This is a genomic window from Bacillus sp. N447-1 (genome assembly GCF_022701035.1).
GTDB lineage: Bacteria > Bacillota > Bacilli > Bacillales > Bacillaceae_G > Bacillus_A > Bacillus_A cereus.
Genome location: NZ_CP065509.1, coordinates 252,796 through 273,499, shown reverse-complemented (window position 1 = coordinate 273,499; position 20,704 = coordinate 252,796). Strand labels below are relative to the sequence as shown.

The following is a 20,704-nucleotide window of genomic DNA, read 5'->3' as shown; positions in this document are numbered from 1 at the left end:
TAAAAAAACGTCCGATATATTCGGACGTTTTTTTGTCTACTAAAAATTATACTTATCAATATTATCTTTCGTAAATACAACTCGTTCTGGTAATACGATAATTCCATTCCCTTCTGCCTCATAATCATATCCTTGAATGGAGTTTGGCTCTACCTTCACTTTTCCAATTCCTTTTACTTCGAAGCTATCCCCTACTTTTAACTTCTTCCCTTTTACAACAATTTCATTTGCTACATACGTTGCGAGAGCACCTTGTTGTTTTACATCCCATAAACCAAATTGTGCTACTGTTCCTCGTTTTACGTAATCACGCATAACGTTTGGTGTAGAGAAGCCAGTTACGACAACCTTTTTATCCATTTTTAAATTTTCAGCTGCTTGTGCCATTGCCGGAAGTGCCGTTGCATCTGGACAAATGACTGCATTAATATCAGGATACGTTTTTAAAATATTCTCTCCTACTGACAAAGACTTTTGCGCATTATTTTCACCGTACTGCGTCGTTACAATTTCCCAGTTCGGATATTTCTTTTTAATAATTTCTTTCGCTTTCGTTACCCATTGGTTTTGATCCGTTACTGTCGGGCTAGAATAAAAGAAGGCTACTTTTCCTTTATCTCCAATTTGCTTTGAAGTCATTTCTATTAATAAATTAGCAAGTTGGTCTGGTGTTCCTTGGCTGATATAAAAGGAACGGTCTTTCGGATTCACATCAGAATCCCATGTTAACACCGTCATCCCTTTTTTCTTAGCACGTTGCAGTGATTGCGATAACCCATCCACTGACGTAGATGAAACCATAATCGCATCATAGTTTTGATTAATGAAATTGTTTATATATTTAACTTGCCCTGAAACACTCGCTTCAGACGGTCCATCATACTTCACTTGCACGCCTAACTTATCTCCCATCTCTTTTGCCCCTTCACCACCCGATGTGAAGAAACCAACTCCTGTTAATTTCGGAATAAATGCAAATTTCACATCATCAACCTTTTTCTTATCTGCCGTTTGGCTAGAACACGCAATTAAACCGATTAAACAAATACATACAATCAATACAATCCCCAGTTTTCTCTTCATGACATTTCCCCCTTATGCAAATTCTTTCTTTTCTCCGCTAAGAATTGATGTAATTTGAAATGTCTCATAATAATTGAAAGAATAAGGATAATACCTATTACTACATTGGATTGTTCATTTGTTAAACCCGTCATTTGCAAGCCATACTGCATGAGCCCAATGAAAATACTCGCCAGTACAGTACCAATAATACTTCCTTTTCCCCCCGTAATAAGTGTCCCGCCTAATACGACTGCTGTAATGATTGGTAAAATTGTTTCACTTCCCATATCAGCACGTGCGGAACCAAAATATGCGGTTAAGAAAGCACCTCCTAATCCACCTCCTAACCCGGAAAGTATGTAAGCGATAATGACTACTTTTTTCGTTTTAATCCCGGTGTATTTTGCTGTATTTTCGTTCGCACCTGTTAATTTTACATGGCGCCCGTATATAGTTCGGTGAAATAATACAGTACATAAAACTGTTAATACGATCAGTAGCCATAATAAATTCGGTATTCCTATAAAACTACCGTTTGCCAGTTGTACAAATGTGTCAGGTAAACCGCTTATTCCTTCGTACCCAGAAGCACCTGCCCCTCCTGAAATGACGAGGGCAATTCCCCCGTATAAAAACATCGTTCCGAGTGTAACGACGAGTGGTTCTACATCCGTCATTTTTATAATGAGTCCGTTTAAAGCGCCTGCTAAACAACTAATTATTAGGGCGATTATAACAGCAAACAAAATAGGTATTCCGTTCATCCAAAGTACACCGATTAAGATTGAAGTGAGCCCCATTATTGAGCCGATCGATACATCAATTCCTCCTGTTACTATAACAAAAGTCATTGGTATCGCCGCAATTGCGATAAATAGGAAATCATTTGTACTAAAAAGGAGATTACTAATATTTAAGAAATCACTATTCATTAAACTAAAAAGGATGAATTCTACAAGAAGTAATACAATTAGAACCCCTTCCCATCTATATACATACTTCATAGATTCATCCTCCTTTCTGCCTTCCACTTTTTCATAACACTATCTAATATGATGATAAGTAATAATAAAAAACCTGAAATAGCATTATTCCAAAATGCTGGTATTTTTAAAAAGACGAGTGAGCTACTTATTGTTTCTAAAAATAACGCTCCTAATGCAGCTCCAAATAAAGATCCTGTTCCTCCTTTTAAATGAATTCCTCCTAGTACAGCGGCTGCGATTACTTGTAATTCTAATCCTGTACCTGTTTGATTTGGCACGAAACCGATATTCATAACAAATATGCAACCAGCGAGCGCAGCGCTTATGCCTGAAATCATAAACGCATATATCTTCACTTTATTTACAGGTATACCAATAAGCCTCGCGCCATCTTCATTATCACCTACCGCATAAAAGTATCTTCCCAATGGCACTTTTCTTAAAAAGAAGTATAGTAGTAGTAAAATAATAAGAACGAACCATACAGTTATAGGTAAACCAAGAATGATGATAGATGACAGCTGCTTAAAATCGTTTGGAATATCTTCAATCCACTTCCCGCCTGTGAAAATTAACATTGTACCTCTAATAATTCCTAACATGCCTAATGTCATAATAATGGCTGGTACCCGAAACTTCGCAACTCCAATACCATTTACGAAACCAATAATGGCCCCAAGTATAATAGCTACAAATATCGACAAGAATGCACTATACCCATTCGTTAACATCATTCCGCAAACTGCTGCACTTAACCCCATGCTTGAACCAACTGATACATCTATATTTTTCGTAAATAAGACGAACGATTGACCGATTGCTAGCACGACTAAAATAACGCTTGATTTCATCAGTAAAGATAACGAGTTAAATTGAATAAAACTAGGGTTTATCATTCCTACAATAGCTATATACATTAGTAGTAACAGTATGATAGACGTTTCATGCATTTTTAACATATGTTTCATTCCGCTACACCTCCGTATGCAAGGCGTGTAACTTCATTCACACTCAGTTGTTCTTTTTCCATATGAGAAACAAATCGCCCATTTCTCATTACATATACACGGTTTACTAATTGGACAATTTCTTCAACATCTGAAGAGATTAATAAAATTGCGAGTCCTTCCCTTTTCATTTTTTTTATCGTCTCATACACTTCAAGCCTTGCTTTCGCATCAATTCCGCGAGTCGGCTCATCAAGAATAATAATTTTAGGATTACATGCAAGATACTTCGCAAGCACGACCTTCTGCTGATTACCTCCTGATAAAGATGCCAGTTCTTTATTCATATTCTGTACAACAATTCGGAACTGTTCTATAAATGAATTAACTAAAGCGCTTTCTTTTTCTTGATTTATAAAAAAGCGATTATTTTGATATAAACTTGCTGCTGCAATATTTTCTTTAACAGAAGCAATTGAGAAAATTCCATTCCTCGCCCTATCCTCTGGCACATAAACTAGTCCTTCGTCTAGCCTTTTATGCAAAGAACACGTATCAATTGATTTTCCACCCAATAAGATAGACCCTGATTTTATAGTTTTCAATCCAAATATTGCTTCTGCTAATTCCGTTCTGCCAGATCCTATAATGCCAGCAACACCTACAACCTCACCCGCATGTACAGTGAATGATATATTTTCGAATGCGTGACCATTTATATCAACCACTTCTAATATTTTTTTCGTCTTTACTGTCTCTTGAACTACTTCTATTTTCTCTTTCTGTTTATATCCTTTTGGCAATAGTCCCTCCATCAGCATGTCATATGTATAGTCACATACATCACCTTGGCTTACAACCATTCCATCACGTAGTATTGCTACTTTGTTGGCAATTTCAAAGATTTCTGGAAAACGATGCGTAATATAAATCATCCCAATTCCTTTTTCTTGTAAACTTTTCATCAACACAAAAAGACTCTTAATTTCGTGTGTTGTTAATGTCGATGTTGGCTCATCTAGAATAAGAATCTCAGCTTCTCTTATTAATCCTCTAACGATTTCTACTAACTGTTGTTGCGCAATCGATAATGTTCCTCCTAGTTTATTAAGGTCAATATCCCATCCTAAGCTGCTAATCAATTGCTGAATCTGTACTTTTAGTTTCTTTTTCTTTTCTTTTAACCCGATACATATATTTTCTTCAATAGTCATATGCGGAAAAATGAGTGGTTCTTGCGGTATTAAATAAATACCTTTTCGGTGTGCTTCTGATGGATTTGAAAACTGTTGCTTCCTTCCTTTTACATACATCTCTCCATCATCATACGAATATAACCCCGTTAATATTTTCATTAATGTTGATTTCCCGGCGCCATTTCCCCCCACTAAAGCGTATATATCTCCGCGCTCTACTTGTAAGTTCACTTCTTTTAATACAAGTTGATTTAAAAACGCCTTACTCATTTTCTTTACTTGTAATAAAGGTACGTTCTCCACATGATGTCACCTGCCTTTATCCAGAACATTTTTTGAGAAAATGATTATTTGTTCTACTTGTTTTGTAGCATTGTATATTCCTTTTTTTATATCTAGAACACTTTTTTCTACGTACTATTAATCGTTTCAACTGGAATAAACAAAATATATGGTACATATGTTTAAGCTGTGGTCAATTGTTGAAAGGGATGAAGAGTATGACTCAGCTGAACTTTGAAGAAAATTTATTAACTAAAGTAGCTTGGTACTATTATAAAGACCAATTAACACAACAGGAGATCGCGTCACTTCTTCATATTTCAAGAAATAAAGTCGTCCGGTTATTAGATAAAGCGCGGAGTGAAGGTATCGTTACATTTCACGTAAAAGGGACTGGTTTGCACTGTTTAAGTATTGAGCGTGACCTAATGAAAAAATTCCACTTAAAAGATGCTTTTATTATCCCTACCCCAGTAAACAATTATCACGCTTCTCTCGGAAAAGCTGCTGCACAATATTTAGAAACTCATCTCCAGCAAGGCGATTTACTCGGTATTGGCTGGGGAGAAACAATTAGCAAAATGCTAGAAAACATTCATTTTGAAAGTTCTATCAACCTTTCAATCGTAACGCTCACAGGCGGGGTAAATCACTATCTCCCGAGAAAACAAAACTATTTACACTACATGCAAGGCGAACTTCACATTATCCCTACGCCGTTTCTAGCGTCTACAACCGAAATGGCACAAAGTATTCTATCAGAACCGAGTGTAAAAGATATGCTTCAAGTCGCTTCACTTGCTCATACGGCTGTTGTCGGTATTGGGGGATTATCTCAAGACGCTACGATTGTAAAAGAAGAAAAATTAACACTACGTGAGATGACATATATTCGTAGTCAAAACGGTGCTGGCGATATTTTAGGACAGTTTTATAATACAAATGGCGATTTATTAGAACTCTCGCATCACAATCGTCTAATTGGCACGCCCCTCTCTATTTTGCGCAATATGAAGCATGTCGTCGGTGTTGCTGGAGGTACTGAAAAGATAGATGCAATTTATGGTGCCTTAAAAGGAAAGTTTATTCATTCATTAATTACCGATGAGGAAACTGCCCTCTCCTTATTACGAAAGGATGGTGATTGTTAATGTCCCATTTATTAGCTTTCGATGCTGGTACAGGGAGCATTCGAGCAGTTCTTTTTGATTTACATGGTAATCAAATTGCAGTAAGTCAAAAAGAATGGATTCACAAATCTGACCTTCGTTATCCAGGCTCTATGAACTTTGATGTAGTAGAAAATTGGAAGCTAGTACAAGAATGTACGAAAGAGGTGCTTCAAAAAAGCAACACTCCTGCCTCTTCTATTCTTGCTATTAGCGCTACAAGTATGCGAGAAGGATTTGTTTTATATGATCAAGATGGGCAAGAAATATGGGCGTGTGCAAATGTTGATGGGCGCGCATCCGTCGAAGTTAGTGAATTAAAAGAAATTCGGTCACATCTTGAAAAAGATTTATATACAAAGTCTGGTCAAACTTTTTCATTAGGTGCTTTACCACGCCTACTCTGGATAAAAAAACATGAACCCGACGTCTATAATACTATTCACTCTTTTACAATGTTAAACGATTGGATCTTATATAAATTAAGCGGAGTGCTGCAAATCGATCCTTCAAACGGATGTACGTCAGGTATTTTTGACTTACAAAATAGAGTGTGGGATAACGATGTCGCTAAGGAGTGCGGTCTATCTTTGCCATTTTCACCAACAGTAAATGAAGCTGGTACAGTAATTGGCAACGTTACAAAAGAGTGTGCAGCATTAACTGGATTACGTGAAGGGATTCCTGTCGTCGCCGGGGGTGGAGATGCTCAAATGGCATCGCTCGGAACAGGAATCGTGAAACCAAATCAAACGTTAATATGCGGGGGTAGCTTTTGGCAACAAGAAGTGAATGTTACTGAGCCAATAACAGATCCACATGCTGCGATTCGAGTAAATTGTCACGTCGTTCCGAACCTATGGCAATATGAAACAATCGCCTTTTTCCCAGGTCTCGTTATGCGCTGGTTTCGAGACGCTTTTTGCCAAGAAGAAAAGAAACTTGCTGATAAACTTGGTGTAGATGCTTATGAATTACTAGAAGAACAAGCGAAAGACGTACCTGTCGGTTCACATGGCATTATCCCTACTTTTTCAAACGTTATGAACTACATTTCTTGGCGTCATGCCGCACCTTCATTCTTAAATTTAAGTTTAGACGCTGACAAATGCGGAAAAAAAGAACTGTTTCGTGCTATTGAAGAAAATGCAGCCTTCATTACACTTGGAAACTTAAAATTAATAAAAAATCTAACTGGCACATTCCCTTCTGAAGTTATTTTTGCTGGCGGTGCCGCTAAAGGAAAACTATGGCCACAAATTCTATCAGACGTACTCGGTATTCCTGTAAAAGTACCTGTTGTGAAAGAAGCAGCTGCTTTAGGAACTGCGATTGCTGCTGGAGTTGGTGCTGGCATATATTCATCTATGGAAGAAACTGCCGAAGAGTTTGTACAGTGGGAGCAAACATTCGAACCAGTTACTGAAAATCACGAACTATATAAAGAGTTCTATGAAACATGGAAAACTGTATATGACAGTCAGCTCGCTTTAGCTGATAAAGGGCTCACCTCACATATGTGGATTGCGCCTGGTGCACTGTAACACATTACATAAAGGAGTGAACTGTATGTTAAAAGCGAATGAAAATGACTTCTCCTATCGCTTCGGTGATAACGGGCCGAAATATTTAATACAAGGGCCAAATATTGATCTTGGCCTTGTTGTCATTCAACCGGGCCAGGAGTTTCAAAACCATTATCATACGACGTGCGAAGAGGTCTTTTATGCATTAGAAGGTGAAATAGACTTCTATGTAAATAACGAAAGAGTTCCGATTAAACAAGGTGATGTCCTGCAAGTTCGCCCTCATGAATCTCACTATCTGATTAACCATTCTGACAAACCTTTTAAAGCTGTTTTTATAAAGTCACCACATTTACCAAATAAAGATACGGTACAAACGGAAAATCCAACATTAACGAAGGAGTGATTTTGAATGACTTGGGGATTTAAAAATCGATTAAATACAATTTTACCTGATGGTAGAGCGGTTATGTTAGCAATAGATCACGGTTATTTCTTAGGACCAATTCACGGATTAGAACAACCACTTGAAACAGTTAAAAACTTACTTCCTTATACAGACTCCCTCTTTTTAACACGCGGTGTACTTAGCTCCTGCATTCCTGAAAACTGCAACACACCGATGGTTATGCGTGTATCTGGTGGCGCTACTGTCGTCGGTAAAGATTTAGCGAATGAAACAATTGTTACACCTGTGAAGGAAGCAGTGAAGCAAAACGCAATTGGCGTTGGCGTTTCTGTTTTTGTCGGATCAGACTATGAAACACAAACTGTTACAAATCTCGCAAATGTAGTTTCTGAAGCTCATGATTACGGCCTACCAGTACTCGGCATTACCGCAGTCGCAAAGGAATTACAAAAACGTGAAGCTCGCTTTCTAGCACTTGCTTCCCGCGTATGTGTTGAAATGGGTGCTGATATTATTAAAACGTATTACTGCGAAGGATTCGAAAAAATAACGAGCACATGCCCTGCCCCAGTCGTCATCGCGGGCGGCCCAAAACTAGATTCAATTGAAGACGCATTAAACATTACGTACAATGCATTGCAAGAAGGAGCAATTGGAGTAGACATGGGCCGAAACATATGGCAATCCGAGCACCCAGCTGCGATGATCCAAGCAATACATGGCATTGTGAAAAATGGATTGAATGTGAAAGAGGCACTTGAACTTTATGATGATGTGAAGAATTAATGTGAAAAGACAGACTATTTATTAGTCTGTCTTTTTTACTTTACAGTGAAACTTTCATACCTTCTCTATAATCAAGACAAGACACTTCAATTAATAAGCCATTAAATACTGTAAAATAAAAACCATAACTACTACCTCGCATCGAATAAGGTTCCTTATCTATTTCAATGCCGCCTGCTACTAAACGATTATACGCTTGATCAACTTCATTTGAAGTATCCACTAAAAAACCAATATGAAAAGCTTCAGGATACATCACTTCCTTATTTCCCTTAAATGCTTTGGGGTCGCTTAGCACCAGTATAAATCCACTCTCATCACTCATTACTAATAATGCCTTTCCCTTTTGCTCTAAAAATTGAAAATCAAAAAATGTTTCAAAGAAATGTCTCGCTTCTGATAAGTCATCAACACATAAATTTAAATGATTCAGCTTCATGTACTCATCTCCTTTTAAAAAGAAGGGATATAGACTCATTTTCATAACCCTTAAATATGTAAGGCAAGATATTCAAGCGTTCCGTCTAAGACTATGCTTTATAAGTCTAATACTTTTCTCCATAGCCTAGAACGTTTTTTTAAATGAATGAAAGATTTCCTATCATTCCCATCCCCCCAGTCATAAAAAAGAGGATACATGATTGCTTCTACAACATGTATCCTCTACTTATATATTACGACTGTTGATAAGCCGATTTCGATGATTTCACATAATAAACTGCATGATCCACATTAATAATATGATCTGGCTTTGGTTTACCACGGCCCGCTCTATGTCCAGCTAAGTGTTCTTCACTTGTTTCCCAGTTTTTCCATGCTTCTTCAGATTCCCAGCGAATCATTACGACAACTTCTTCGTCGCCGCGTCTTACTTTTTTCACGAGAACACTTAAATCGATGAAGCCTTCAAATTTTTCAATAATACCTTCTCCAGTGAAACGTTCTACAACTATATTTGATGTACCTTCTTTTACTGTAAATGTTTTCGTTTCGATAAACATATATCCCACTCCCTCTTTGTTATACGAATACTAGTATTCTTCTATTATAATTGATTATGATAATTATTTTCAATTGTAAAGTTTTAATTTTTTGAATTATGCTGATTTCTTTTCTATCGCCTCATCTAAAAATTTGAAATATGGAAGTAACATCCCTATTAAAGATGTAACACATATAATTGCACCGATGATTACATATAGCGCTCTTACTCCCCACATTTCACTCAATATCCCCCCTACTAACACACCTAATGGCATAGCGGATCGTATAAAAAATAAACGCACTGAAAATACTTGTCCTATCATATTATTTGGGACGGTTTGTTGGCATATTGTCGTGTTATGAACATTGAAAAATGCAATACAAATCCCTGCTATTACTTCAATTATTATTGCAATGATAATACTATGATTGAATCCTAATGAAATGTATGTGAGTCCCCCTATAAACAATCCTCCAAGCATCAGTATACGCCGGCTTTTATATGTTACTTTTCCGACTAATACTGAGCCAATTACGTAGCCAAGTGGAAAACCTGCCATGAAATAACCGTACTCTGCATATCCCGCTGACAGCTCGTCTTTTATATAAGGAAGATTTGTGACCATCGTTACCCCTACTCCAAACTGCACGAAAGTAAGAAATATACCGAGCCAAACGATGATTGGTTTTGTGAAAAAATATGTAAAACCGTGAAAAAACTGTTCTAGCCACGTTTTCCGAATAGGTTGCGACGTTCTATTTTCTTTTATATAAAATAAGAAAGTGCCACTAACAAATAAACATATGCATACGAAAGATAATGTAAGTTCTGTTCCAATCAAATGAATGACTACTCCGCCTAATACTGGCGCAAGAAACATCATAAGGCGAGTCATTCCATCAATGTACGCATTTGCATCTTGAAGTTGTTCTTTCCCTACAATGCTCGGTGTAATTGCTTGACTTGCAGGTGTATAAAGTGGTGTAATAAGTCCCACTACAATTTGAACAACATAAATGTGCCAAACTTCTATACTACCCGAAACTAGCATCACCAAAGGTAATAAAAATACGGACGCTCGTATCCATTGTGAAAATATCATAATCCACTTCCGGCTCCATTTATCAATAAATGGGCCACTTATTAATTGCAATATGAGTGATGGGATGAAATATAATAACCACATACTACTTAAAGCCATTTCTGATCCTGTTAACTCATATACTAGAATTGAATTACATAACGTTCCGAAAGCCCCTCCTAATTCAGAGATTGCACTACCAATCCACATAAAAAAGAACGAACGATTTTTCAATATATTTTTCAATTTCACACACCAACTTTTCTTTTATATTCCTCCCTTTATGTACATTCTCGTTGTTAATTATCTATTCAAAAACATATCTAATTCTTTCGCTAAAGACTGTACTGCTTTCTTTCTTAATACATATTTTCCGTCATGTATATCAACTAACTTCGCTGCACGTAACAATTTCAAATGATGGTGTACAGTCGATTTACCGAGTTGCAATCTTTCCGTTATTTCCTGTAATGTACGTTCTTTTTCAAACAACATTTTTACAATTCGCAATCTCGCTTCATCCCCAAGAGCCTTATGTTTTTGAACTAAAAAATAATTCGGTTCATACGGATCTTCAGGATGAATACTTTCATTCGCAACTGGATAATGAAATACTTTCGTATCATCAATATCTGCTTCAATATTCCACGGTCTGTACGTCATTTGCGGAATAAGAAGTACGTGATGAACACTTGGCTCTGGCATATAGTTCACTCCGCCAGTCGCCCACTCGACAAACTCTTCCGGCTTCATCTTTTTATTCATTTCATTTTTTGCTTCATAATCTCGTTTTAATATAGAAAGTATTTCTTCTTCCTCACTCTTAATTACACTCTCATACCACCCTGTCATTACAGCGATTAAATGAGATTTCAGCACTTGTACATCTACATCACATATAAAGCGAATGTACGTAGAGAAAAACTGATGATCATGTGTTAATTCCTTTAGTTCATGTATTGCAGTTCCATCTCTACTTGCGGCTAAACGTCTTTTTTTCTCATATTTCTCCCCTAAAAACGGTAAACATGTATACTTCAAATCTTCTTCTGAAAGTGAATCGATTTTAGCATGAAACTGCGATACACCCTGTATGTCTTCTTCATACAACAACTGAAGCAATGCTTTCCACGTATTATTTTCTTCGACAAATTGTAAGTGCTCTCTCATTTCTTCTGTTAATGATTTCTTAATTTCTTCCCATTCATTTTGACTCTTTTCAAGTGTATCAATTAACCTCTTATGAGTAATTGCTGCAATGCCAAGCGCACATTCGAAAAGTATCGAATATTTCACTTGAACGTTATACGTTTCCCTCTTTCTACTCGTTATGTGATAGACCTCCATTTTTATCCCCTCCTTGTTTGCTATATATCAAATTCTATTTTTATCGAATTTAACCTTCTATATTTTTAGAATTATTTTGCGACTTCAAAAAAACTCTAATCCATGAGCAAATAGAGAAAAGGTTATACTCTTTTTCATTCTGACTCAATTAAAGCCTTGATTATTAAGTATCATATTAAAAAGAAGTTTTTTAATGGCTCTGTTATAAGTTGTCTTTCACCCTCTTGTGCAACTATAGAAAAGGTTTATTGAAGAGAAAAGAGAATTGGTTTTATTAAGAAAAATGAACAGGAGGCTATACGAATGGGAAGAAAAGAAATGTTGCAAAATGGAGTCCAACAAGTTTTTTACGAAGAAGAATGGTACCCACCAATATCAGAAGCGTTAAAGAATCTTACGGTTGAACAAGCATGTTGGCAACCAGAAGGTGCTGCCAGTAATACGATTTGGGAAAATGTGAACCATTTATTAATCTTTAAAGAACGCCTACTTTCCCGTTTACATGAAGACGACACATTTGTTGCTCCACAAAATAATGATGAGACGTTTATCCAAGGTGGACCTAATGATGATGCCGCTTGGCAGCAAACCGTAAAGCGAACGCTTCAAGTACATGATGCCTTACAATCTTCATTAACCGCCCTTCAAGAAGCAGAACTAGATCAACTAAGTCCTTCTCTACCAGTTTGGCAACAATATATGAATATCCTTTTGCATGATGCTTATCATACAGGACAAATTATACAGCTTCGGAAACTTCAAGGTTCATGGCCAACTCACCGTTCTTATTTATAAAGTGAAATTTTAATCAGCTCTTACCAATCGGGATTTTGCGGGCAGCCCGTCCCCACCTCACTTCTTTGTTTTCCTTGAATTTTGAGGTAAAAATCTTACTGTCCGTTAATCCGGAATAAACGATGTTTAAAATCGCATACGTTTAATATCCAACAAAACAATTGAAAACAGCTAATTGTTCGATAATTACTGCGATTGCTCAAAATAAAGCAAATTAAAATACATTGATTCCTAACATAACTTACATGCTTCATAACTTCTAATCATAATCCAAATTTGGAAGAATAGATGCTTTTTTATATACAAATAATAACTCTCAAGGAGTTGTTGACATGCATTTCATATTGAATATGTTAGGGATTTTCGTTGTCATATTAATCATTTTCTTATGTTCGCCTAATAAAAAACATATAAAATGGAGACCAATTGTAATTCTCATCCTATTGGAGCTTTTTATTACGTGGTTTATGTTAGGCACAAAGCTCGGCAGTATTATCATTAATAAAATTGCGTCATTTTTCAGTTGGCTACTAGCATGTGCGAATGAAGGTATTCGATTTGCATTTCCTTCAGCTATGGAAAGTCAGCACATTGATTTCTTCTTTAGTGCGTTACTTCCTATCATTTTTGTTATTACTTTTTTCGATATTCTTTCTTATTTCGGAATCTTAACTTGGATTATTGATAAAGTAGGTGCAGTTATTTCAAAGATTTCTCGTTTACCAAAGTTAGAAAGTTTCTTTTCGATTCAAATGATGTTTTTAGGAAACACCGAAGCACTTGCGGTTGTTCGTGATCAATTATCTGTTTTAAAAGAAAATCGATTATTAACTTTTGGAATTATGAGTATGAGTAGCGTTAGCGGATCCATTCTTGGTGCTTATTTATCAATGGTTCCAGCAACATATATTTTCAGCGCAATCCCATTAAACTGTATTAACGCATTAATTTTAGCCAATGTATTAAATCCTGTGGAAGTTTCGAAAGAAGAAGACATTGTTTACACACCTTCAAAACATGAAAAAAAGGATTTCTTTTCTACTATTTCAAACAGTATGTTAGTTGGGATGAATATGGTTATCGTTATTTTAGCTATGGTAATTGGTTATGTAGCTTTAACAGCATGTTTAAATGGGATTTTAGGATTTTTTGTAACGGGGTTAACAATTCAAAAAATCTTCTCCATTATCTTTAGTCCTTTTGCATTTTTACTCGGTTTATCAGGCAGTGATGCTATGTATGTAGCTGAATTAATGGGGATCAAAATAACGACGAATGAATTTGTTGCAATGATGGATTTAAAATCAAACTTAAAGTCGCTACAACCGCATACGGTTGCGGTTGCAACGACATTTCTAGCTTCTTTTGCTAACTTTAGTACAGTAGGTATGATTTACGGAACTTACAATTCATTATTTGGCGGAGAAAAATCATCAGTCATCGGTAAAAATGTTTGGAAGCTTCTTGTTAGCGGGATGGCTGTTTCTTTATTAAGTGCTATGCTCGTTGGGCTATTTGTATGGTAATTAATTTTAATAATAAAAGACACCCAAGCCAATTGAGTGTCTTTTATTATTATTTTCGAATTTGTCCATTTCCACGAATCACATATTTTGTAGAAGTTAATGCTGGAAGCCCCATTGGTCCTCTTACGTGTAACTTTTGTGTACTGATACCAATTTCCGCTCCGAATCCAAATTCGGATCCATCTGTAAAACGAGTCGATGCATTATGATAAAGTGCCGCGGCATCTACAGAAGTAAAAAACTTGCTGACGTTTTCCTCGTTTTCAGTAATAATTGCTTCAGAATGCATAGATCCATACGTATTTATATGATGAATCGCTTCTTCAACAGTGGAAACCACTTTCACTGCTAGTGTGAGAGATAAAAACTCAGTTTCCCAGTCTTCTTCTGTCGCAAGTAAGATAGAAGAATCAATCGCCACTGCTTTATTATCACCACGTAGCTCCACTCCTCTTTCATTCAAGGAAGAAAACAACTCGCTACCATATTGCTCTACCCAATTCTCATGAAGTACAATCGTCTCAATTGCATTACATACAGATGGACGCTGTGTTTTTGCATTTATAATAATATTAAACGCCATTTGTTTATCTGCTGTTTCATCAATGAATATATGACAATTTCCCGCACCTGTTTCAAGTACTGGAACAGACGCTTCTCTCACTACTGTATCAATTAATTGTTTACCGCCTCTTGGTATAAGAACATCCAAGTACTCGTTCAATGTAAACAACTGTTTTGCACTATCTCTCGTTGTATCTTCTATGAGCTGTACACTTTCTGAAGGCAAGCTAGTTTGCTTAAGCGCCCGGTGAATAACGCTAACGATGGCTTTGTTAGAATGGATAGCAGAAGAACTACCACGTAGTATTACTGCGTTTCCTGTTTTTAAACAAATTGTAGCAGCATCAACAGTTACATTCGGTCTTGCCTCATAAATCATCCCGACAACACCAAGTGGTACGCGCATCTCCTGAATAGATAGTCCATTTGGCCTTTCCCATGCACTTACACATTCTCCTACAGGATCACGTAATTCAATTAGCTGCTTAATCCCCTCTGTCATATCAATAATACGATTTTCAGTTAGCAGAAGACGATCAAGGAGTGAATCAGAAAATCCTTTTGCCTTACCTTCTTCAATATCCCTCTTGTTTTCTTCTAAAATATAAGCTGTTTCTAATATTAACTGATCAGCTATTGCGGAAAGTGCTTCGTTTTTTTGCTCTGTAGATTTAAGCACAAGCTCTCTAGCAACCTCTTTTGCTTTTATCCCCTTTGCCAACACTTCATTCATTTTTATTTCCTCCTTTTTAAAGTGAAACCCAATGATCCCTATGGATGACTTCATAACTATGTCTCTCGCCTCTTACTTGAATATCTTGGCTTTGCATACCTTTTACATCTATTAGTTCCTCTGCACTATATGTGCATTGTCCTTTTCCTATTACGCGCCCTTGTTGCGTTACAACCTCTACAACTTCACCCACTTGGAAAAATCCTGATACATTCGTAACACCAGCTGGAAGTAAACTCTTACCATGCTGAATGATGGCAGTAGCTGCCCCAGCATCTACTTCAATTTGTCCGCTAACAAGCGAATGTAAGGCAATCCATTGCTTGTTCATCTTCATTTCTTTTTGAGGAGCATTACCAACATACGTTCCATCACCCTTACCCTTCAAAACATCTACAAACTTTTCCTGTCCACGTCCTGTTCCGATAAATACACTCACACCAAGAGAGAGCGCTGTCTTTGCAGCGTCGATTTTTGATTTCATACCGCCAGTCCCAAGTTTTGAGCCAGCATCTCCTGCAAGAGAAGAAATTTCTTCCGTAACTTCAGGAAGAAAATAATATTTTTTTGCATCCGGATTTTTCTGAGGATTTTTGTCATATAACCCGTTCACATCCGTAAAGATCATAAGCATATCCGCCGAAACAAGCCCGCTTACTAAAGCTGACAGCATATCATTATCACCGAACGTCAGCTCCTCTAAAGAGATGGAATCATTTTCATTAATAATTGGAAGAGCGGAGCGGTTTAATAATTCTCCTAACGTAGCGTAAGCATTACTATATTGTTCTTTTCTAGAAAAATCACTCCTCGTCAGCAAAAGTTGCGCAGTAACGATGCCATATTTACGGAATTCCTCCGTGTACGCCTGCATTAACAAACTTTGTCCGACAGCTGCTGCAGCCTGTTTCCCTTTAATCGTTACAGGTCTGCTAGGATATCCTAGCGCTGAAAAACCTGCAGCGACGGCTCCAGATGTAATTAACACAACCTCGTGCCCCTCTTCTTTCAACCGAGCCAATGCGGCAACGTGATCTGAAAGCTGTTCTGTAGAGATGCCTCCGTGACTATCTGCCAAGGAACTACTCCCAATCTTTACAACAACTCGTTGTTTTTTCACTTTTTTATCCCCCAAGTCTAAAATCAAAGTTTTTTATAAATTACACTTCATTCACTTTGTAACTATATCTATTCTCATCAATGCTGCAATGAGGTATTTAAGAGCAAAATAAAAATGACCGCTTCGCCCTTAATAAAATAAAAAGGACGAAACGGTCATTGTTCCGCGGTACCACCTTAATTGATATACATAGATATCCACTTGGTGCCTATAACGCAGGCGAACGCCTAAACTTTCATTTAAGACTCAGGGATAGGTTCGATATATTCTATACGAGGAATCTTTCAGCCGGTGAATTCCACTCTCTTTCGCAAGAAGACATATGTACTAATTCCCTTCAACGATTTTCAATCTAATTTTTTTATATTATGCGATATAGTTCGATTCGGTGTCAAGAGGTATTTTTAAAAATAAATAGAGCCGCAAGTTATTTGTATGAAATTATCGCCCTACTGAATGAAAATACAAAATGATATAAGTTTAACTCATATTCATAAACATAAAACCTTACATTATAGTGTATATATTTACATAATGTCGAATATAATTAATTTTTATCTTTTAGTGTTGCAAAAGGAATATATTCTCTTAGAATGTTTCTTTATATTGCACAGGGATGTTATTCTTATTCTAAGAAAATAATATCAAACCGATATAATTGATTATAAAAGGAGCAAGATTGAGTTATTATGGATAAACAAATTGGATTCATCGGTTGCGGAAATATGGGAATGGCTATGATTGGCGGAATGATAAACAAAAATATAGTGTCTTCAAATCAAATTATTTGTTCAGATTTAAACACTGCTAATTTAAAAAATGCTAGTGAAAAATATGGGCTAACTACAACTACCGACAACAATGAAGTAGCTAAAAATGCTGATATTTTAATTTTATCAATCAAACCAGACCTATACGCGTCAATAATTAATGAAATAAAAGAAATAATCAAAAACGATGCTATCATCGTTACGATCGCTGCTGGGAAAAGTATTGAAAGTACTGAAAATGCCTTTAATAAAAAAGTAAAGGTTGTAAGGGTAATGCCTAATACTCCTGCTCTTGTTGGAGAAGGAATGTCTGCATTATGCCCGAATGAAATGGTGACAGAAAAAGATTTAGAAGATGTACTAAACATTTTCAATAGTTTTGGTCAAACAGAGATCGTAAGTGAAAAATTAATGGATGTTGTCACATCCGTAAGTGGTTCTTCACCAGCTTATGTATATATGATTATAGAAGCGATGGCAGATGCTGCTGTACTAGATGGTATGCCAAGAAATCAAGCATATAAATTCGCTGCTCAAGCTGTGTTAGGCTCTGCAAAAATGGTACTAGAAACAGGAATACATCCAGGTGAATTGAAAGATATGGTTTGTTCTCCTGGCGGAACGACAATAGAAGCTGTAGCAACATTGGAGGAAAAAGGACTGAGAACAGCGATTATTTCAGCTATGCAGCGTTGTACGCAAAAGTCTGTTGAACTATCTGGTCAAACTAAAAAGTAAAACTGTAAAAGAGATCGCGTTAGCTATGAATTCATATGAATTTAATTAGAAATTCACTACATGATAAACGGCCAAACTCATATATAATTGAGTTTGGCCGTTTCAGTTTTAATTATATTAAAATAATTTCATTCAAATCTTCTTTACAGGTTCTGTTTTATCCCTTACCTATTCCCTACTATGATTGTGTAATTTTATTAGAAACTAATAATTTTTCAATGCACTTCGGTAACATATCTAATAGCGTTTCAAATGCGTAGTTTACATCTAGACGTTCTGTCCATTGATGTGCATCTTTTCCTACCGGCCCCATATTTAATACTGGAACATCAAACTCTTCTAATTCCTGAAGCGGAATTGAATAACCTTTATCCCATAATGGCATATTGTCTACAAGCGAACTCATTGAATCCAGTGGATACTGCAAGCCTACATAACTTAAATCTGAAATCCCCCCAAAATAATTTTGGTTTTCAAATGTAATTTTATGATTGTAGTGTGCATACTTTTCCATTTCTACAACTACCTCTTTTATTAAAGGATTGTTGCGTGAACTCACAGCTGGATAGTACGGCGGAGCGAAGAAAAGTACAATCATCGGTGCCTTTTCTTTACATAAAATCGCTAATTTATCTACTAAATCAATGGTTACCGCACGATCATCTTTATCTCCTCTATTTTTTATAATATTAGATTGAATATGATTTATTTTTTCTCGTCCATGTTGCTCAATTGCATATGTGATAAGCTCTTCATAAGTTAATACATTTACTTTGAGATTAGGTGGTATAAATGGATTATATTTAGAAAAACGATATGCATGTTTTTCATACGACTCTTCTATTTTCTCTGCTACTTTCGTTACTTTTTGACGTAACAATGAAACTACATCTGTCATTGATTTTTCTAATAAAAACAAATTAAATAATGTAACTGCACGATGCGGAATTTGTACAGAATAATCCTCTTTTAAGTCCCTTTGAAGTAAGTTAGTTGGCGGAGGACTCGCTTCCCCTTCTACAATATCACAAAGGTCTGTGTTTAACTCTAATTCTGCTGTTATTAATGAAGCCATATAACTCCCATTTAACCCTGCAAAAGGTTCACCTACATGTGTCTCTTTTCCGTAGCAAAGAAAACCAGGTAACACTTTACCAATAGAGCCAGTGTAAATATACTTATTTTGGTCACCAGGATGTCTTGAAAACATAGGCTCTGAGTTTAGTACCGTTTTATACTCTAAATCATGTTCTCTTGCTAACTCTAGTAATCTTGGAACAGCAGCTCTCATCCCTACAGAGTTTACTTCTTCATCTGGTACAGCCAATAAAAGAACATTCCCATCAAATCTTTCTTCGCAAGCTTGCTCAATCATTGCCATTTGTAATGCGAGGCCGCATTTCATATCCATTGTTCCTCTACCAAACAGCCATTCTCCATGTTCTATATCTTCACGTACATGGTCTGGAAGTTCATCTTTATGAGAATAAAACATAGATGTTAACTTTTTAGGATTAAATGCATCTTCTTTCCACATTCCGTAATCTTGTACATCTACAACATCAAAGTGACTTACTAGAATTACAGTATTTTTTGTACTATCGCTTTTCTTTACTAGTGCTGTAACAAAATATCGTCCGTCCCCTGTCGGATTTTTTTGCAAATGGTGCGGGTTTTGTTTGAAATACTGTAAGTCAGATAATTGTTCCACAACAAAGTCTGGCAATATTACTTCAGCTTCTGAACCGGTAATACTAGGAATTTCAACAAGACTGCTTAATAATTGAACCAATTGTTCTTTTGATTGCCACTTTGACATATAAATCCCCCTATTTTCCGCATTATGAAAACTAATTCCAGTATATGAATAAAAAATGACGACAGCTATCAAAATTATAGTTCTGATGTACTGCCGATTTTTATTGATATTTCATGAGCCGCTTGTTTTACCTTGCTAATAAGAAAAGATAGTCGATCATCATTAATACGATGACTAATTAACCCAACACTTAATGCTCCTACTACTTTATGATTAAATCCGATAATAGGTGCAGCTACTGAAGCTGTCCCTTCTGTTTTTTCACCATAACTGACAGCATATCCTTCATTTTTTATTTGCTTTATTTGATTAAGAAGAATTTGCTTTTGTTCTGGTAATGAAGGAAGTAAATACTCTACAATATGTTCCATTTCATTCGTTTTCATATTGGCAAGCATCGTTTTATTTGCAGCACCAATTGAAAGTGGAATTTGTTCTCCTAGATTATCGATAACTCGAATTTTTAAAGGACTATCAATTCTTTCAATGATAATAGAATGTGTTCCGTTTGGAATATTCAAATAGACACTTTCTTCCACTTCAGAAGCCAAACGTTTCATCACTTCTCTTGCAACAGATCTATAGTCTACCTTCTCCAATTGACGCAACCCTATTTCCATCCACATTGGTCCAATTTTGTACTGTTTTGTCTCTGTAATTTGTGTAACTAACCCATGCTCCATTAGAGAGTTAAGTAATCTATGTACTGTACTAACCGGGAGATGTGTTCCATCAGCTATATCAGAAATAGCCCAATACTCTTTTTCATTTGTAGAATTCAATAATTTAATAATACTTATCGCTCGATCAATGGACTGTACCATAACTCGCCTCAACTTTACTCGTAATATGTTAGTACG

The 20,704-nt window shown here is 36.3% G+C and carries 19 protein-coding genes and 1 other annotated feature; of the genes, 7 read left to right on the top strand and 12 right to left on the bottom strand.

Annotated elements, in window-relative coordinates:
• Window positions 1-39 precede the first annotated feature (39 nt).
• The 4 genes from lsrB to IQ781_RS01265 are packed head-to-tail and all read right to left on the bottom strand — an operon-like array spanning window position 40 to window position 4,497.
• Entirely contained in the window at window positions 40-1,083 is a 1,044-nt protein-coding gene (gene lsrB / locus IQ781_RS01280; protein ID WP_000823660.1) for an autoinducer 2 ABC transporter substrate-binding protein LsrB, read from the bottom strand.
• The gene (locus tag IQ781_RS01275; RefSeq protein ID WP_000878529.1) at window positions 1,080-2,069 is read right to left on the bottom strand and encodes an ABC transporter permease; all 990 of its coding nucleotides are present in this window, start codon (window positions 2,067-2,069) and stop codon (window positions 1,080-1,082) included. The genes lsrB and IQ781_RS01275 overlap by 4 nt, the downstream gene beginning before the upstream one ends.
• A complete protein-coding gene (locus IQ781_RS01270; RefSeq protein ID WP_000682148.1) occupies window positions 2,066-3,019 on the bottom strand; it encodes an ABC transporter permease subunit in 954 nt (317 codons plus the stop codon). The genes IQ781_RS01275 and IQ781_RS01270 overlap by 4 nt, the downstream gene beginning before the upstream one ends.
• Window positions 3,016-4,497: a sugar ABC transporter ATP-binding protein gene (locus IQ781_RS01265; protein WP_000432617.1), complete on the bottom strand. Its 1,482-nt coding sequence runs from the start codon at window positions 4,495-4,497 to the stop codon at window positions 3,016-3,018. Before IQ781_RS01265 ends, IQ781_RS01270 begins: the two co-directional genes overlap by 4 nt.
• Window positions 4,498-4,694: 197 nt before the next feature.
• Between IQ781_RS01265 and IQ781_RS01260 the strand changes: the two genes are divergently transcribed.
• The 4 genes from IQ781_RS01260 to lsrF are packed head-to-tail and all read left to right on the top strand — an operon-like array spanning window position 4,695 to window position 8,366.
• Window positions 4,695-5,627 carry a sugar-binding transcriptional regulator gene (locus tag IQ781_RS01260; RefSeq protein WP_000192709.1) on the top strand — a complete coding sequence of 311 codons (933 nt, stop codon included), beginning with the start codon at window positions 4,695-4,697 and terminating at the stop codon, window positions 5,625-5,627.
• On the top strand, window positions 5,627-7,189 hold the full coding sequence (lsrK, locus tag IQ781_RS01255) for an autoinducer-2 kinase (RefSeq protein WP_000018817.1): 1,563 nt from the start codon (window positions 5,627-5,629) through the stop codon (window positions 7,187-7,189). The genes IQ781_RS01260 and lsrK overlap by 1 nt, the downstream gene beginning before the upstream one ends.
• A 25-nt stretch (window positions 7,190-7,214) precedes the next feature.
• A complete protein-coding gene (locus tag IQ781_RS01250) occupies window positions 7,215-7,577 on the top strand; it encodes a cupin domain-containing protein (protein ID WP_000909986.1) in 363 nt (120 codons plus the stop codon).
• A gap of 6 nt (window positions 7,578-7,583) precedes the next feature.
• Window positions 7,584-8,366, top strand: a complete 783-nt coding sequence (lsrF, locus tag IQ781_RS01245; protein ID WP_000219765.1) for a 3-hydroxy-5-phosphonooxypentane-2,4-dione thiolase — start codon at window positions 7,584-7,586, stop codon at window positions 8,364-8,366.
• Window positions 8,367-8,406: 40 nt separating this feature from the next.
• On the opposite strand, the gene IQ781_RS01240 is transcribed toward lsrF, so the two are convergent.
• The 4 genes from IQ781_RS01240 to IQ781_RS01225 form a co-directional block, all read right to left on the bottom strand.
• A complete protein-coding gene (locus tag IQ781_RS01240; RefSeq protein ID WP_000773074.1) occupies window positions 8,407-8,805 on the bottom strand; it encodes a VOC family protein in 399 nt (132 codons plus the stop codon).
• A 235-nt stretch (window positions 8,806-9,040) separates the two neighbouring features.
• The gene (gene hmoA, locus IQ781_RS01235) at window positions 9,041-9,367 is read right to left on the bottom strand and encodes a heme-degrading monooxygenase HmoA (protein WP_000469498.1); all 327 of its coding nucleotides are present in this window, start codon (window positions 9,365-9,367) and stop codon (window positions 9,041-9,043) included.
• Between the two features lie 96 nt (window positions 9,368-9,463).
• Window positions 9,464-10,684, bottom strand: a complete 1,221-nt coding sequence (locus IQ781_RS01230; RefSeq protein WP_000769173.1) for an MFS transporter — start codon at window positions 10,682-10,684, stop codon at window positions 9,464-9,466.
• Between the two features lie 51 nt (window positions 10,685-10,735).
• Window positions 10,736-11,779, bottom strand: a complete 1,044-nt coding sequence (locus IQ781_RS01225) for an ArsR/SmtB family transcription factor (protein WP_017673827.1) — start codon at window positions 11,777-11,779, stop codon at window positions 10,736-10,738.
• A 303-nt stretch (window positions 11,780-12,082) separates the two neighbouring features.
• Here IQ781_RS01225 and IQ781_RS01220 point away from each other — a divergent pair, with 303 nt between their 5' ends.
• Entirely contained in the window at window positions 12,083-12,574 is a 492-nt protein-coding gene (locus IQ781_RS01220) for a DinB family protein (protein ID WP_000532733.1), read from the top strand.
• 332 nt (window positions 12,575-12,906) lie between these two features.
• On the top strand, window positions 12,907-14,100 hold the full coding sequence (locus tag IQ781_RS01215) for a NupC/NupG family nucleoside CNT transporter (RefSeq protein WP_000545478.1): 1,194 nt from the start codon (window positions 12,907-12,909) through the stop codon (window positions 14,098-14,100).
• 49 nt (window positions 14,101-14,149) lie between these two features.
• On the opposite strand, the gene IQ781_RS01210 is transcribed toward IQ781_RS01215, so the two are convergent.
• Window positions 14,150-15,397, bottom strand: a complete 1,248-nt coding sequence (locus tag IQ781_RS01210) for a glutamate-5-semialdehyde dehydrogenase (RefSeq protein WP_001006612.1) — start codon at window positions 15,395-15,397, stop codon at window positions 14,150-14,152.
• A gap of 16 nt (window positions 15,398-15,413) precedes the next feature.
• Window positions 15,414-16,517 carry a glutamate 5-kinase gene (gene proB / locus IQ781_RS01205; RefSeq protein ID WP_000744808.1) on the bottom strand — a complete coding sequence of 368 codons (1,104 nt, stop codon included), beginning with the start codon at window positions 16,515-16,517 and terminating at the stop codon, window positions 15,414-15,416.
• Window positions 16,518-16,656: 139 nt separating this feature from the next.
• Window positions 16,657-16,867 (bottom strand) — a binding site (T-box leader).
• Between the two features lie 339 nt (window positions 16,868-17,206).
• Between proB and proC the strand changes: the two genes are divergently transcribed.
• Window positions 17,207-18,025 (top strand): pyrroline-5-carboxylate reductase, encoded by an 819-nt coding sequence (proC, locus tag IQ781_RS01200; RefSeq protein WP_000360723.1) that lies wholly within the window; start codon window positions 17,207-17,209, stop codon window positions 18,023-18,025.
• A 178-nt stretch (window positions 18,026-18,203) separates the two neighbouring features.
• Here the strand turns inward: proC and IQ781_RS01195 are convergent, their stop codons facing one another.
• On the bottom strand, window positions 18,204-19,844 hold the full coding sequence (locus IQ781_RS01195; RefSeq protein WP_000049571.1) for a M20/M25/M40 family metallo-hydrolase: 1,641 nt from the start codon (window positions 19,842-19,844) through the stop codon (window positions 18,204-18,206).
• A gap of 74 nt (window positions 19,845-19,918) precedes the next feature.
• Window positions 19,919-20,668 carry an IclR family transcriptional regulator gene (locus IQ781_RS01190; protein ID WP_000250758.1) on the bottom strand — a complete coding sequence of 250 codons (750 nt, stop codon included), beginning with the start codon at window positions 20,666-20,668 and terminating at the stop codon, window positions 19,919-19,921.
• Window positions 20,669-20,704 lie beyond the last annotated feature (36 nt).